Origin of the sequence: Acetohalobium arabaticum DSM 5501, assembly GCF_000144695.1 — a bacterium.
Lineage (GTDB): Bacteria > Bacillota > Halanaerobiia > Halobacteroidales > Acetohalobiaceae > Acetohalobium > Acetohalobium arabaticum.
This window is the reverse complement of the sequence record NC_014378.1, coordinates 1,961,729-1,977,640: the sequence shown is the minus strand read 5'-3', so window position 1 is coordinate 1,977,640 and position 15,912 is coordinate 1,961,729. Positions and strand designations below refer to the sequence as shown.

The following is a 15,912-nucleotide window of genomic DNA, read 5'->3' as shown; positions in this document are numbered from 1 at the left end:
TTTGAGCAGGAAAAGCATTTGTTAATGAGGAAATTTAATTCTAGGTAGTGAAAGTAAGCTTTAATGGCAATTAATTCGAGAGGGGGAAACCAATGTATCTAACATCCAAGGTGCAGAAAATTGAGGAATCACCTACTTTAGCAATTAGTTCAAAAGCAACTCAAATGAAAAATCAGGGGCTTGATATTGTTGGTTTAGGAGCGGGAGAACCTGATTTTGAGACACCAGACCATATAAAAGAAGCAGCAATTGAGGCAATTGAAGCTGGATTTACTAATTATACTACGACTTCCGGAATTCTAGAATTAAAAGAGGCTATCTGTGATAAACTGAAACGAGAAAATGGGTTAGAATATAGCCCTGAAGAGATTATTGTTTCTTCTGGAGCCAAGCATTCACTATATAATACCCTTCAGGCTATCTGTGGAGGCGGCGATGAAATTATCGTACCTACTCCTTACTGGGTAAGCTATCCCCAGCAGATTAAGTTAGCAGGGGGAGAAGCGGCAATTGTTGAGACAGAAGAAGAGAATGGCTTTAAACTTAAGCCTGAAGATTTAAGGGCTGGAATTACTGATAAAACCCGGGGGGTTATTCTGAATTCTCCTTCCAATCCTACTGGAGCAGTCTATACTGAGGATGAATTAACAGAGATTGCTGAAATAGCCGTGGAGAATGGAATTTATATTATTGCTGATGAGATTTATGAAAAAATATATTATGACGAGAAGCCGGTAAGTATAGCCAGTCTGGGTAAAGAAGTTAGGGATTTAACAATCTTAATCAATGGTGTTTCTAAGGCTTATTCCATGACCGGCTGGAGAATCGGCTATGCAGCTGCTGATAGCAGGATAGTGTCTGCTATGTCGAAACTGCAGAGTCATAGTACTTCTAATCCAAACTCTATTGCTCAGAAGGCCAGTATAGCTGCATTAGAGGGCAGTCAGGATCCTGTAGATAAGATGGTAGCAGCCTTTGAGGAGCGGAGGAATTATATTGTAAATAGAATTAATCGAATCAATGGTTTGTCAGCCCAGAATCCTAAAGGAGCTTTTTATTTATTTGTTAATGGTACTGAATTAATAGGAAGTACAGTAGCTGATGAAGAGATTACTGATGATTATAAGTTGGCTGATGTTCTGCTTACTGAAACTAGAGTGGCAGTGGTACCCGGTTCAGCCTTCGGTGCTCCCGGCTATCTACGTTTATCTTATGCGGCTTCCCTGTCGGAATTAACTAAAGCCTTGGATAGAATTGAAGATCTATTAGGAATTGAAGCTTAATCGGTGCTAGTTGCTTCAACCTTAACTATAGTTTCCTGCTGAAGTAGCAGCCAGATTAAATTTATTTTATAATTTGCACTATCAACTAAGATTACCCGGTCGTCAATAGTATTACTAATTAAAGTACCATCAATCTTATTCATTTGGCGGCCGATAATACTCTTTAATAATTCATATAATTTTTCTTCTAACTGCTGCTTGATATGTTTGTTCTCTTCAGTTTCGATTATAATTTTTATATTCTGGACTACTTTCCACTTTCGATTAGCCAAACTTTCTTCTAATTTTTCTAATTCATCATTCTGAGCCTGGATCTGATTTGTTAATTCTTTATTCTTATAGATCAATTGATCAATCTGGCGGGCAGTAATCAAATTTATTACTAATGCTCCGATAATTAATCCTAAAATAAAGGTGGCTAGTAATTGATATAGTTCATGTCGAGTAAGAGTTAGGAATCTGAACTTCATAATCTATTTACCTCCGGTTAAAATAGTGATTAACCAGATAGCTAACTGGGCTCCTAAAAATGCTGAGATTAAGACTAATAGCTGTTTGGCTACTAAAGATATTTTTCCCTCCATGAAGCCGCCTTCTAAAACTCTTAGGTTGGAAAAAGTTCCACCGATAGCAGTGGCGATAGCCCATAGTTTGATATCTTTGGCTAATTTAAACATCAGCTTAATTGGTGATTGCTGTGTAAAGGCACTAGCTAAACTTCCGACTAATACTCCCCCTAATAAGACTCCAAGTGAAGTAAAGAAGGCTATAATTATTCTCTGCATATTATCACCTGCTTGAATTGTTAATAATATATATTGATTCAAATGTTAATTTAGAACTGATTTTTAGAGGCAGGATTTTAGAGTAGTTAACGTGAATTAATACATATTAGGGTAATAAAGGAGGGCTGGTATATGAGTGGTTTTGTACATCTCCATTGTCACACTGAATATAGTCTTCTTGATGGAGCGGCTAGAATTGGAGAATTAGTAACCCAAGCTGCTGACTATGGAATGCCAGCCTTAGCTATTACTGATCACGGAAATATGTATGGGGCAGTAGAATTTTACAAAGCAGCTAAAGATGCTGGAATTAAACCGATTATCGGTTCTGAAGTCTATGTAGCCCCAGAGAGTAGATTTAATCAGAAACATAACCGGGCAGATAGTCCTTATCATTTGGTTTTACTGGCTAAAAATAACCAGGGATATCGAAATTTATTAAAGTTAGTTTCTAAAGGATATCTTGAGGGATTTTATTATAAACCGCAAATTGACCTAGAACTGCTTAGAAAATATAATGAAGGACTAATATGTTTAAGCGGCTGCCTGGCAGGTAGAATAGCTAGAGGTCTTTTGAATGAACAGCAACAGCAGGTAAAAGAAATGATCAGCACTTATCAAGATATATTTGGTGAGAATGATTTTTATCTGGAATTACAGGATCAGGGCTTAAGAAAAGAAAAGATAATCAATCATTCATTAATCGAGTTAGGGGAAGAGATGGATGTACCGTTAGTGGCTACCAATGATGTTCATTATCTTAACCAGGAAGATGCTCAGGCCCATGATGTCTTACTCTGTATTCAGACAGGTAAGCTGCTGACAACAGAGGATAGAATGAAGTTTCCCAATGATGAATTTTACTTAAAGAGCGGCCAGGAGATGGCTGATATTTTTTCCGAAGTGCCACAGGCAATTGAGAATACTGTAGAGATTGCTAAACGCTGTAATGTAGAATTAGATTTTGATCAGACCTATCTTCCATATTATGATGTGCCGGAGGAGAAGAATCTATCTTCTTATTTGCGGGAGTTATGTTTAAAAGGAGCTAGAAAGCGTTATGGTGAAGTAACTGATGAAGTGCAGGAACGGCTGGATTATGAATTAGAGATTATTAACGAAATGGGATATCCGGCTTATTTTTTAATTGTCTGGGACTTTATTGAATATGCTAAAGAAAAAGGGATTATGGTCGGCCCTGGACGGGGAAGTGCAGCCGGCAGTTTAGTTTCTTATGTATTAGGGATTACAGATATAGATCCACTGGAGCACGGTTTGATCTTTGAGAGATTTTTAAATCCTCAGCGGGTGAGTATGCCTGATATTGATATAGATTTCTGTTATCAGCGGCGTGATGAAGTAATTGATTATGTAACTGAAAAGTATGGACAGGATCGGGTAGCCCAGATTATTACTTTTGGAACTATGGCAGCTCGGGCAGTAGTCAGGGATGTAGGAAGGGTTCTGGATCTTTCCTATGCTCAGGTGGATAAGATAGCAAAGTTAATTCCTTTTGATGCTGATTTAGATGAGGCTTTGGAGTCTTCTCAGGAGCTTAAAGATCTTTGCCAGAAAAAGGATGAGATAAAAGAGCTAATCGATTATGCTCAGAAATTAGAAGGGCTGCCGCGCCATGCTTCCACTCATGCAGCCGGAGTTGTTATTTCTAAAGAGGAATTAACAGAGTATACTCCCCTCCAGCAGAATAAAGGGGAGGTTACTACTCAGTATCCGATGGGAGACCTAGAGGCTATCGGTCTGTTAAAGATGGACTTTCTAGGACTGCGGACCTTAACAGTAATTAATAATACATTAGAAATTATTGAACGAACTCAAGGAATCAAACTGGATTTAGATGAGATTCCGCTTGATGATGAGCAGACATATCAACTGCTGCAGACCGGTAATACTGAAGGTCTCTTTCAGATTGAATCCAATCTCTTTCAGCGGTTGATTGCTGACTTAAAGCCGACACGGTTTGAGGACTTAATTGCTCTATTGGCTTTAGGGAGGCCGGGGCCGTTAGGCAGCGGTATGGTGGATGACTTTATCAAACGGCGCCATGGAGAAGCAGAGGTTGAGTATCCTCATGCTGATCTGGAAGAGATCTTAGAAGAGACCTATGGTGTGATTCTTTATCAGGAACAGGTAATGCGGATTGCTAATGAAATAGCCGGTTACAGCCTTGGGGAAGCAGATATTCTCCGCCGGGGTATGGGCAAAAAGAAACCTGAGCTGTTGAAAAAGCACCGCCAGAAGTTTATTGACGGTGCTCTGGATAAAGGATATTCTGAAGAATTGGCCAATGAATTATTTGATTTAATGGAGTACTTTGGTGGTTACGGCTTTAATAAATCCCACAGTGCCGCCTATGCTTTTGTTTCTTATCGAACTGCTTATCTCAAGACTTATTATCCGGTAGAGTATATGGCAGCATTATTAAGCAGTATCATGGGCAATAGCGATAAAGTTGCCCGCTATATTGAAGAATGTAACCGCATGGGAATAGAAGTTTTACCGCCTGATGTGAATGAAAGTGAGGTTAGATTTACTGTAGTTGGAGATAGGATTAGATTTGGCCTGGAGGCAGTTAAAAATGTGGGGCAGAAAGCTATTGAAGAGATAATCAGAGCCCGACAGGAAGAAGGCGCTTTTGAATCTTTAACTGATTTCTGCCAGAAGGTCTTCTTAGGTAAGGTTAACCAGCGGGTGATAGAGAGTTTAATTAAGGCTGGAGCCTTTGATTCTTTAGGGGCTTATCGATCACAGATGTTAACAGTTATAGAAGATCTTTATGAACAGGCCCATAAAATACAGAAAGAGAAGGGGAATGGACAGCAGTCTTTCGGTGACTTTCTGAATGCTGATGAGTTTGGTAATGTTGAAGTAAAGCTGCCGGAGATGTCTGAATACAGCCATGACCAGTTACTGGCTATGGAACGGGAGTATTTAGGCCTCTATATTTCTGGTCATCCTATTGATAAATATCAGGACTTATTAGCGGAGAATAGATTTGAATCTATAGTGGCCATCAAAGATTTAGCTGATAAAGAAGAGGTTCGATTTGGAGGTATTATAAATAGCATAAATCAGATTATAACTAAGAATGGAAAAGATATGGCTTTTTTAGAGTTAGAAGATAGGACAGGTCAGTTAGAAGTAGTAGTCTTTCCTGAGCAGTATAATAAATTTCAAGAACTATTGATACCTAATGAGTTTATAATGGGGCAGGGAAGATTAGATCAGAATGAGGAAGGCGCTAAATTAATTGCTCATAGTCTGCAGAAAGCACCAGAAAAGAAATTATATTTGAAAGTAAAGGAAATTAGTTCTGCGGAATTACAACAATTGGCTGCAGCATTAAAGAAATTTTCGGGTTCTACACCTGTTTACTTAGTGCTTAAGTTAAACAGAGAGAAGATTATTATTTCAACCAGTAGTCAGTTTTCAGTTAAATTAGAACCAGGATTGGAGAATAGATTGCAGGAAATTTCTGGAGTGGAAGATTACATTCTTGCTTAGTTAAGCATATAATATAGCTGTATGGTTTAATGTTTAGAGGGGGGGATTAGATGAAAGAGCTGGTGATTAATTTATTAAAGCAGAGAGGGGTTAAATTGAAGGCTATAGCAGAGATCGTTTATGAACTGCAAGTGCCTTATAATCCTAATTTAACTTTAGAAGACTGTATTATTAATGTAGAGCGGGTATTTGAAAAACGGGAAGTACAGCATACAATCTTAACCGGTTTAGCCTTAGATAAGATGGCTGAAGATGATAAATTAGAAGAGCCGCTGGCTACTATTATTAAGACTGATGAACCGCTGTATGGAATTGATGAAAGCTTGGCTATGACGATAGCAAATATTTACGGTACTATTGGAGTAACTAGTTTTGGATATTTAGATAAAGAAAAGACAGGAATTATCAAAAAACTGGATAATAGTCAAGGAAGAGTGGACACCTTTCTTGATGACATTGTAGCAGGAATTGCTTCCGCAGCATCAGCTAGGCTGGCTCATCAACTGAAACAGGAAGAACAGGAACAGGCAGAAATTTCATAAATACCTTACAATGTTAAATGGAAGGGGGAGCGATATGGAAGTTAATCAAGCAGACTATTATCAGATAAGAACTACTGTAGGCGGTACTGAAAGCTATAAACTACGGGATAAACTTTCTGATTATGATCTCCATTATTCAGTTAAAGTAATTAGAGGACCTGAAGGAAGAAAGGTTGATTTATCAGTTGTAGTTAAAGGTGAGATGCTAGAGGAAATGATGGCTTTAATTGAAAATATCTGTCTGGATCCGATTATTACTATCGTTCCAGTAACAGATTTTAAGGACCAGAAAGAAATAAGAGAGTGGCGTAAAGTAACGTTAATGGATGGTGCCAGTGTCAGTTCTCTGGCTGAACTCTATGATGGTGTCTATTTAGACCACGGAAGTCGGGTAGTTGGTAATGCTATTTTAAATGAAGAGGTAAAGATTGGGCAGAATACATTTGTGGGAACCGGAGTTATCATTAGAAGTAATACAGTTATTGGAGATAATTGTCATATCGGTACTGGAGCTATCATTGGTGACAATGTTGAAATTGGAAATAATGTTAAGATTGAAGAAAATGTTACAATTAGAAGTGATGTAAAAATCGGGAATGATGTTTCAATTGGAACTGCGGCTAATTTGGAGAGTAATGTAACGATTAGAGATAAGATTAGAATCGGACCTCTGGCCAGAATCTTCAATGTCGGTCGCAAACGGGCTAAGTTGGAATCGGCTGATGATCGAAAGGTTATCTCTACAGTTATTGAAGGCGGTACTTTTATCGGCAGCGGTGCTATTGTAGGAGGCACAGTTGGAAAAAATGTAATGGTTGGTTCGAATGCCATTGTGCATACTGCTAATATAGAGTCCGAGGTTACTGTTGGCTCAGGAGCTGTTGTGCCTTATGGAAGCAAAGTAGAGTCCGGTTTGACTGTTATTGGGTCTCCTGCTAGACCGATTGAAGATTATCAACAAGAAAAGAAGCTGTTTGAATTTTTGGCTGAAAAGTATGAAGATGAGTTAGAGTAGTTCACAAATTTACTTGACAATAAAAGTTAATTATATTATCATGAGGACATATAGTCTTAAAAGGAAGATAAGTTATTCCTTATTAAGGAGGAAACATTAATGCCAAATAGAGTTGAGGAAGATTATGTAGTAATTAAAGCCTTAGAAGATGGAGTTACAATTATCGGTTTGACTAGAGGAGAGCAGACTAAGTTCCATCATACTGAGAAGTTAGATGCTGGTGAAGTCATGTTAGCCCAGTTTACTGAACATACTTCAGCCATTAAGATAAGGGGTAAGGCTGATATTATTACTGAACATGGTGAGGCAACATCAGGAGACGTTGACGCGGAATAGAGTTTTAGATTAGGTGAAGTTAAGTCTATAGTTTAGAAGAGATTAGAGTAGTTGAGTTTAGGTGAGATGAGCAGAGTGAATAGAGGCTGAGTATGTCTATTTACTGCATATTTAGTCTTTGACTAGCTTATGTAACCCTGGCTCAATTGAGCCAGGTTTTTTTAGTTAAAAAAATTAGGTTAGAGAAGAGAGGAGCTGAGCTTAGATGAGTCAACCTGCTAAAGAACTATATCCTTTAGCCGGTAAAAGTGATAAGTTAGAGAAGAGTATAATTGGGATTGGAGATATTGGAATTGGAAGTGGAGAGCCGACAGTAATAGCTGATTTTTGTGCTATAGAGAGTAGAGAAAAGTTCTTTACTGCTGCTGTGTCTTTAAAAGAGGCTGGAGCTGAGGTATTGCGTTATGAATTACAGTTATCCCCTTATTCCAGTCAAGGATTAGAAGATTTAAGTTTAGAGATGCTGGCTGAAGTGAAAGAAGAGACAGGTTTATTGATAGCTACTGAAGTAATGGATATTCGTCAGGTTGAATCTATAGCTGAATATGTTGATATTCTCCAGATTGGTTCGCAGAATATGCAGAATTATCCTTTATTGCGGGAGGTAGGCAATTATAATCTTCCAGTAATTCTGAAAAGAGGTATGAGTGCAACTATCCGTGAATGGCTGTTGGCAGCTGAATATATTCTTGATGCAGGTAACCAGGATGTAATTCTCTGTGAGCAGGGTATTAAATGCTTTCAGCAGTATACTGAGAATCTGCTGGATATCAGTGCTGTCCCCATTATCCGTCAGTTAAGCCATCTGCCGGTAATTATTGATCCCAGTCAGGCAGCGGGAAGAAGTGATTTGATAATTCCTCTGGCAAAAGCCGGTCTTGCTGCTGGAGTCGATGGAGTTATGGTAGAGGTTCATTTTGAAACTGATGAGACCTTCTGTACTCGAGACCAGTCATTGACACTATCTCAATTTGAAGATTTAGTAGAGGTAATTGGAGCCAATAGAAATGTATTATCCTAATCGCGAAGAGTTTATGGCTAAAGCTGATAAGGGAAACTTGGTTCCTGTCTATTCGGAAGTGGTAGCTGATCTGGAGACGCCGGTATCGGCTTTTAAAAAGCTCGATACTGGAGAATATTCCTATCTATTAGAAAGTGTAGAAGGCGGAGAGAAGGTAGGCCGTTATTCCTTTATTGGAATAGATCCTTTCTTGATTTTTAGCTATCAGCAGGGAAAGGTGAAGATTGAAGAAGGGAATAGAGTAGAGGAACACAGAACTGAAGAGCCATTAAAGGAGCTTGAGGAAGTATTGGACCGGTATCAGCCAGTAGAAGTAGATGGACTGCCGCGGTTTTCTGGCGGAGCAGTAGGCTATCTTGGTTATGAACTGGTAACTTCTTTTGAAGAGATTCCTCAGCCTGAGTCAGGTTTGGAGGTCCCGGATGCATTATTTATGCTGACTGATACTATCTTAATTTTTGATCATGTCAAACATAAGATCAAGATAGTTGCTAATGCCAGAGTTAATGGCGATCCTAAAACAGCTTATCAAGAGGCAGTTGAAAGGATTGAGGGACTAAAGAGTAGATTGAATCGGTCTTTAGGTGAGCAGAAACCGCCTATTTCTCTGCGCCAGAAGAGTAAGCAGAATGAGTTTGAGTTTAAATCCAATTTAACTAAGTCTGAATTTACAGCTAAAGTAGAGCAGGCTAAAGAGTATATTAAGTCTGGGGATATCTTTCAGGTGGTTCTTTCCCAAAGATTAGAGGTTCTTACTGAAGCTGAGCCCTTTGATGTTTATCGAAGCCTTAGGCGGGTTAATCCTTCTCCCTATATGTATTATCTTAATTTTGCTGATTTAGAGTTAATCGGTGCTTCGCCGGAGATGTTAGTTAGAGTAGAAGATGGAAATGTAGAAAACCGGCCGATAGCCGGTACGAGAAGGCGGGGCGAGACTGAAGAAGAAGATAATGCACTGGCAGAGGAGATGCTGAATGATAAAAAGGAGCGGGCTGAGCATACTATGTTAGTCGATTTGGGACGCAATGATGTCGGTAGAGTCAGTCGGTACGGCAGTGTGGAAGTAGATGAGTTTATGGAGATAGAGAAGTATTCCCATGTAATGCATTTAGTTTCTAACATCAGAGGAGAGTTAAGAGAAAATTACAGCAGTTTTGATGCGCTCAAGGCCTGTTTTCCGGCTGGAACTGTTTCGGGAGCTCCTAAGATCAGGGCGATGGAGATTATATCGGAATTAGAGCCTACAAAACGGGGACCTTATGCTGGAGCTATAGGGTACTTTGGATTTGATGGTAATCTAGACAGCTGTATTACAATTCGGACGATGCTTTTTTATGATCAGAAGGTGTATCTTCAGGCTGGAGCTGGAATTGTGGCTGATTCTCAGCCGGAAGCTGAGTATTATGAGACCTTAAATAAGGCGGAAGCGCTGCTGGCAGCGCTTGAATTAGTAGATTGAGTTGAGAAGAGAAAAAATATTAGCTGAGAGGAGCTGAGATAGATGAGAAAATTTATTAAACAGGTAACTAATGGTAAGAACTTAGATGTTGGTCAGGCAGCAGAAGCAATGGAATTGATTATGAGCGGTGAGGCCACTAAAGCACAGATAGGAAGCTTCATCACTGGATTGCGAATGAAAGGAGAAACAGTGCCTGAAATTACTGGCTGTGCTGAGGTGATGCGCAAGAAGGCAACTGCTGTTAAGCCAAAAACATCAGATGTGATTGATACTTGCGGGACAGGAGGCGACGGCGTGGGAACCTTCAATATTTCAACAACGACTGCTTTTGTAGCAATTGGTGGAGGAGTTCCAGTGGCCAAACATGGTAACCGTTCAGTCTCAAGTAAAAGTGGTAGTGCAGATGTATTAGAAGAGCTTGGGGTTAATCTAGATTTAACAGCCCCGCAGGTGGCTGAAGCAGTAGATAGAATCGGGATTGGATTTATGTATGCTCCTAACTTCCATCAGGCTATGAAGCACGCCATTAAGCCGCGCAAAGAGATTGGAATCAGAACTGTATTTAATATTTTGGGACCATTAACAAATCCGGCTCGTGCTGAATACCAGGTATTGGGCGTTTATGACCCGGAATTAACATCGGTATTGGCCCATGTGTTGGGAAATTTAGGAGTTAAGAGGGCCTTTGTGGTTCACGGCGCCGGTGGGTTAGATGAGATTTCAAACTTAGGTGAGACTAAGGTTAGCTATCTTTCTGATGGAGAGGTAGAAGATTTTACTATTCATCCCCGTGACTTTGGATTATCTTTAGCAGAAGTAGGAGATATTAAGGGTGGTAATGCAGCAGAGAATGCTCAGATTACTCTCGATATCTTACAGGGTAAATCAGGGCCTAAACGGGAGATTATTCTGCTTAATAGTGCAGCAGCCTTCCTGGTGGCCGGTAAAGTCGATAGATTGGAAGAAGGAATCGATCTGGCAGCTGAAGTAATAGATACTGGGCAGGCTTTAGATAAGTTAGAAGCATTAATTGATTATACCCAGAGAAAGCAGGACCAAAAATGTTCCTAGATAAAATAGTGGCCAATACTAAAGAAGAAGTAAAGCAGCGTAAAGAAGAGATAAGCCTAACGGAATTAAAGGAGAGATTACGTCCAGTAGATGAAGTCAGAGACTTCAAAGCAGCCTTAACTAATTCAGTTTTGGGATTGATTGCTGAAATCAAGCAGGCTTCCCCGTCAAAGGGGTTGATCAGGAAAGACTTTAATCCAGTGGAGATAGCAAAAAAATATTCCCAAAATAGAGTGGAGGCTATTTCAATATTAACTGATGAAGAATTCTTTCAGGGCAGCCTTGAATATCTACAGCAGGTAAGAGAAGCAACAGATCTGCCCCTGCTGCGGAAGGACTTCATCATTGATCCTTATCAGGTTTATGAGGCTCAAGCCCATGGCGCCGATGCTGTATTATTGATAGTCAATATTCTAACGGAAAAAAAGCTGATAGAATTAATCAGTTTAATTCGAAAGCTGGGAATGGAAGCATTAGTGGAAGTCCATACAGCTGGGGAGTTAAAGACAGCCTGCCGGGCTGGTGCTGAAATAGTCGGCATCAACAATCGGAATCTAAAGACTTTTGAGACTGATATAGAACAGACGCTGCAGCTGCAGGAATTATTACCAGCAGATAAAGTTATAGTTAGCGAAAGCGGTATCTCCTCTAAAGATGATATTGAGAAATTAACTGATACTGGTGTCGATGCTGTTTTAATAGGAGAAGCCTTAATGCGTAGTGATGATCTCAGCAATAGAATAGCTGAACTGCTGGGTAGGAGTGATGGAAATGGCAGCAACTAGAATTAAAGTCTGCGGTATTACTAATCTGGATGATGCCAGGCAGGCTGTTCGCTTGGGAGTAGATAGTATAGGATTCATCTTTGCTAATAGCCCCAGACAGGTAACTGCTGAGCAGGTACACCAGATAATAAATAAACTGCCTCCATTCATTAACCTAACAGGAGTTTTTGTCGATGAAGATATTGAGGAGGTTCAAAAGACAGCTGATTACTGCGGTTTAGATACACTGCAGTTACATGGAACTGAAACGCCGGAGTATTGTAAGCAGCTGAAAGCATGGAAGGTGATTAAGGCCTTTCGCGTGCGGGAAAAGTTGGAACCTAAAAGGATGGCCGCCTATGAAATAGCAGGATATCTTCTGGATACCTATCAACCTAAGAGGTTGGGCGGAACCGGTAAGACCTTCAACTGGGATCTGGCTGTAGAGGCAGAAGAAGTAGGACCGATTATTTTGGCCGGCGGTTTGAATCCGGATAATATTACTACTGCTGTCAAAAAGGTAGAACCTTATGGAGTAGATATTAACAGTGGAGTTGAAAGTAGTCCGGGACAGAAGGACCAGCAAAAATTAAAGAGAGTAGTTAATAACATAAGGAGGTTGGAGTATGCAGAATAAAAGAGGTTATTTTGGAGAATTTGGCGGTAGGTATGTACCGGAGACTCTAATGGCTGCTTTAGATGAATTGGAAGCAGCTTATGATAAATACAAAGAAGATGATGAATTCCAGGCTGAGCTGGAGTCCTATCTTAAGGATTATGTAGGTCGTCCGTCGCCGCTCTATTATGCTGAAAGATTAACAAAAAAGCTAGGTGGAGCCAAAATTTATCTAAAGCGGGAGGATTTGAACCATACCGGTGCCCATAAGATCAATAATACTATCGGACAGGTATTATTGGCTGACCGAATGGGAAAAGAGAGAATTATTGCCGAAACTGGAGCCGGGCAGCACGGAGTAGCAACGGCTACAGCGGCAGCTCTTTTCAATTTAGATTGTGAGATATATATGGGGGTTAAGGATATTGAGCGCCAGAGGATGAATGTCTTCCGGATGGAATTATTGGGAGCTGAAGTTGTTCCTGTTGAGTCCGGCTCTAAGACCTTAAAGGATGCTACCAATGAAGCAATTAGAGACTGGGTAACTAATGTAGAGGATACACATTATATTATCGGTTCGGTAGTTGGACCTCATCCTTATCCAGAAATAGTTAGGGACTTTCAGGCAGTAATCGGAGAAGAAACAAAGGAACAGATGCTAGAGTTAGAAGGTAGACTGCCTGATTATTTAGTAGCCTGTGTCGGCGGCGGCAGCAATGCTATGGGAATTTTTTACCCTTTTGTTGAAGATGAAGAAGTGGAGATGATCGGTGTTGAGGCAGCCGGCTTAGGGTTGGATACCGCAAAACATGCTGCTTCACTGAATGCTGGCAGCCAGGGGGTTCTACACGGCTCGATGTCTTATATTTTGCAGGATAGTGATGGTCAGATTATTCCGGCTCATTCTATTTCAGCCGGTCTGGATTATCCAGGTGTCGGACCTGAACACAGCCATTATTTTGAGACAGGACGGGCTGATTATGAATCAATAACAGATGAAGAGTCACTGCAGGGCTTTCAGTTATTATCTGAGATAGAAGGAATTATTCCTGCTTTAGAAAGTGCTCATGCCGTGGCATATCTTAGTGAATTAGCTCCTAAGTTAGATTCTAACGAAATTGTAGTTCTCAATCTTTCGGGAAGAGGAGATAAAGATGTAGAAGCAGTAGCCAACAGATTGGAGGAAGAAGCCGATGAATAGAATTGAAGAGAAGTTTAAGCAGTTAAAGAAGCAGGAAGAGACGGCTTTAATGCCCTATATTACTGCTGGGGATCCAACATTAGGGTTTACTAAGAAATTAATTAAAGAGTTTGAAGCTTCAGGGGTTGATATGATTGAGTTAGGAGTTCCTTATTCTGATCCACTGGCCGATGGACCGACAATTCAACAGGCAGCTCAGCGAGCTTTATCAGCCGGAGCTGATCTTGAGCAGATATTTGGTTTAATCGAAGAAGTAAGGACTGAAGTGGAGATTCCAATTATTTTAATGGGTTATTATAACTCTTTTTATAAGTACAGTCTGCAGGAAGTAGTTTCTAAAGCAGAAGAAGTAGGAGTAGACGGCTTAATTATTCCTGACCTGCCGCCTGAGGAAGCTGAGGAAGTAGAGAAGTTTAAAAACGGTGATCAATTAAGCAGTATATTCTTATTGGCACCGACTAGTTCTGAAGAACGGATGGAATTAGTTAACCAGCAGAGCGACGGATTTATCTACTGTGTTTCTACTCTGGGAGTAACAGGAGCTAGAAATAAATTATCATCTCAGCTGCAGGGTTTTTTAGCTAGAGTAAGACAGCATAGTGATCAGCCGCTAGCAGTAGGATTCGGTATTTCTGCTCCCAAGCAGGCAGCCCAGGTAGCTAAATATGCCGAAGGAGTTATTGTCGGTAGCGCTATTATAGATAGAATAGCTGAAAACTTAGATCAGAGGGAAGAGGTAATGTTAAAAGAAGTAAGTAGTTTGGTTAAAAGATTAAAGAAGGCTCTTTAGATTTCTGTTGATAAAGCTCCAACTTTAAGTAGCTGCAGTTATTAATTTATTTTTAAAATCAGGAGGTTAATATAATGAATGTAACTTTGTTGATTGTAATTGTCTATATAATGTTATTATATGGGCTTGCTTGGTATTCTACAAAGCTTAAAAGTGGAGAAGAGATTGTAGAAGAATTTTTCTTAGCTGATAGAGGATTTCCAGCATATATTGTGGCTGCAATGTTAACCGGTTTGGCTGTTGGAGGTGCATCTACAATTGGCGTTGCTGAAAGTGCTTATACTCAGGGGATTTCAGCCGGTATGTATAATGCAGCCTGGGCTGTTGGAGCGATTGTTGTTGGGTTTACTGCTGCTTCACGACTAAGGGATTTGACTGTAACAACAATTCCTGAATTATTCGGAAATTATTATGATGAAGCAGGCCGAGTAATTGCAGTTATTGGTCAGATAATTATTCAGATTGTTATTACTTCTCTACAGTATATTGCCGGTGGTGCTATACTGGCTTCATTGTTACCGGAGCTTTTCAGTGTTAATATGGGGGCATTATTGACTGCTATAGTTTTAGGCGGAGTTGCATTGATTGGTGGTTATTGGGGAGCAGGATTAACTAACTTAATTAATGTTATAGTTATTTATATAGGAGTTATTATTGGAGCAATAATGAGTATAAGTAAAGCTGGAGGGATATCAAATATAGTTGCTAATCTGCCGGTTGGTTTACAGTGGTTTGATCCTGTAGCTGGAGTAGGTATTGGAATAATAATTGCTTGGTTTATAGTTATGATTACGCAAACTCATTCAACACAGGCTGTTGTACAGATTTCTTTTGCTGCGAAGGACGGACAAACAGCTAAAAGAGGCTTTATTTTAGGCGGGTTAATTATTTTACCTATTGGGTTTATTTGTGCTTTGTTTGGTATTGTAGCTGCTGTTCAGTTTCCAGGGTTAGAAGATCCTGCTATGGCTTTACCAAAAGTTATTTTGAACCTGCCTGCTATAATAAGCGGTTTAACATTGGCTGGTTTATGGGCTTCAAGTATATCTACAACAGTAGGGTTGTTATTAGGTAGTTCAACTTTAGTTGTCAATGATATTTGGAAAAATTATATTCAGACTGACATAACACAAAAACAAGAACACATCATGTCTCGTATAGTAGTTGTAGTAATAACTGCGTTAACTTTTCTCTTAGCTATTACTGTTGAAGGTATTCTGGATACTTTGCTTATAGGCTTAACTTTAACTACTGCTTATACTGTTGTGGTTCTTTTTACAATTTTTGCGCCAAAACTTTGTAAAAAGAGTGCTGCTTTTTGGACTATAGGAACAGGAATTATCTTTTTATTTGTTTGGGTTTTTGTTCCTGCAATTCGTATTGTTTCACATCCTATATTTTTAGCCTGGCCGATTGCTATAGGTACATTTTTATTGGTTAGTATGTTAGATAAAACACCAGCCAATATTCCTAACGAAGTTGTTGAATCTGAATCTACTTAGATAGA

Annotated in this window: 15 protein-coding genes; 13 read left to right on the top strand and 2 right to left on the bottom strand. The window is 39.7% G+C overall.

Annotated elements, in window-relative coordinates:
• Positions 1-92: 92 nt before the first annotated feature.
• The gene (locus acear_RS09625; RefSeq protein WP_013278826.1) at positions 93-1,283 is read left to right on the top strand and encodes a pyridoxal phosphate-dependent aminotransferase; all 1,191 of its coding nucleotides are present in this window, start codon (positions 93-95) and stop codon (positions 1,281-1,283) included.
• On the opposite strand, the gene acear_RS09620 is transcribed toward acear_RS09625, so the two are convergent.
• Positions 1,280-1,753, bottom strand: a complete 474-nt coding sequence (locus tag acear_RS09620; protein ID WP_013278825.1) for a sporulation membrane protein YtrI — start codon at positions 1,751-1,753, stop codon at positions 1,280-1,282. The genes acear_RS09625 and acear_RS09620 overlap by 4 nt on opposite strands.
• A 3-nt stretch (positions 1,754-1,756) precedes the next feature.
• Complete coding sequence (locus tag acear_RS09615) at positions 1,757-2,068, bottom strand: YtrH family sporulation protein (RefSeq protein ID WP_013278824.1); 312 nt, start codon at positions 2,066-2,068, stop codon at positions 1,757-1,759.
• A 132-nt stretch (positions 2,069-2,200) separates the two neighbouring features.
• On the opposite strand from acear_RS09615, the gene acear_RS09610 reads away from it, so the two are divergent.
• The 12 genes from acear_RS09610 (at position 2,201) to acear_RS09555 (ending at position 15,907) form a co-directional block, all read left to right on the top strand.
• The gene (locus acear_RS09610) at positions 2,201-5,590 is read left to right on the top strand and encodes a DNA polymerase III subunit alpha (RefSeq protein ID WP_013278823.1); all 3,390 of its coding nucleotides are present in this window, start codon (positions 2,201-2,203) and stop codon (positions 5,588-5,590) included.
• 50 nt (positions 5,591-5,640) lie between these two features.
• Entirely contained in the window at positions 5,641-6,132 is a 492-nt protein-coding gene (locus acear_RS09605) for a phosphatidylglycerophosphatase A family protein (RefSeq protein ID WP_013278822.1), read from the top strand.
• Positions 6,133-6,166: 34 nt separating this feature from the next.
• Positions 6,167-7,147 carry a DapH/DapD/GlmU-related protein gene (locus acear_RS09600; RefSeq protein ID WP_013278821.1) on the top strand — a complete coding sequence of 327 codons (981 nt, stop codon included), beginning with the start codon at positions 6,167-6,169 and terminating at the stop codon, positions 7,145-7,147.
• Between the two features lie 99 nt (positions 7,148-7,246).
• A complete protein-coding gene (mtrB, locus tag acear_RS09595) occupies positions 7,247-7,483 on the top strand; it encodes a trp RNA-binding attenuation protein MtrB (protein ID WP_013278820.1) in 237 nt (78 codons plus the stop codon).
• 205 nt (positions 7,484-7,688) lie between these two features.
• Positions 7,689-8,504 carry a 3-deoxy-7-phosphoheptulonate synthase gene (gene aroF, locus acear_RS09590; protein WP_013278819.1) on the top strand — a complete coding sequence of 272 codons (816 nt, stop codon included), beginning with the start codon at positions 7,689-7,691 and terminating at the stop codon, positions 8,502-8,504.
• Positions 8,491-9,963, top strand: a complete 1,473-nt coding sequence (gene trpE / locus acear_RS09585; RefSeq protein ID WP_013278818.1) for an anthranilate synthase component I — start codon at positions 8,491-8,493, stop codon at positions 9,961-9,963. The genes aroF and trpE overlap by 14 nt, the downstream gene beginning before the upstream one ends.
• A 42-nt stretch (positions 9,964-10,005) precedes the next feature.
• Complete coding sequence (gene trpD, locus acear_RS09580) at positions 10,006-11,034, top strand: anthranilate phosphoribosyltransferase (protein ID WP_013278817.1); 1,029 nt, start codon at positions 10,006-10,008, stop codon at positions 11,032-11,034.
• On the top strand, positions 11,025-11,819 hold the full coding sequence (gene trpC / locus acear_RS09575; protein ID WP_013278816.1) for an indole-3-glycerol phosphate synthase TrpC: 795 nt from the start codon (positions 11,025-11,027) through the stop codon (positions 11,817-11,819). Before trpD ends, trpC begins: the two co-directional genes overlap by 10 nt.
• Entirely contained in the window at positions 11,806-12,435 is a 630-nt protein-coding gene (locus acear_RS09570; RefSeq protein WP_013278815.1) for a phosphoribosylanthranilate isomerase, read from the top strand. The genes trpC and acear_RS09570 overlap by 14 nt, the downstream gene beginning before the upstream one ends.
• A complete protein-coding gene (gene trpB, locus acear_RS09565) occupies positions 12,425-13,615 on the top strand; it encodes a tryptophan synthase subunit beta (protein ID WP_013278814.1) in 1,191 nt (396 codons plus the stop codon). Before acear_RS09570 ends, trpB begins: the two co-directional genes overlap by 11 nt.
• On the top strand, positions 13,608-14,405 hold the full coding sequence (trpA, locus tag acear_RS09560; RefSeq protein WP_013278813.1) for a tryptophan synthase subunit alpha: 798 nt from the start codon (positions 13,608-13,610) through the stop codon (positions 14,403-14,405). Before trpB ends, trpA begins: the two co-directional genes overlap by 8 nt.
• 74 nt (positions 14,406-14,479) lie before the next feature.
• Positions 14,480-15,907 (top strand): sodium:solute symporter family protein, encoded by a 1,428-nt coding sequence (locus acear_RS09555; RefSeq protein WP_013278812.1) that lies wholly within the window; start codon positions 14,480-14,482, stop codon positions 15,905-15,907.
• Positions 15,908-15,912: the final 5 nt, after the last annotated feature.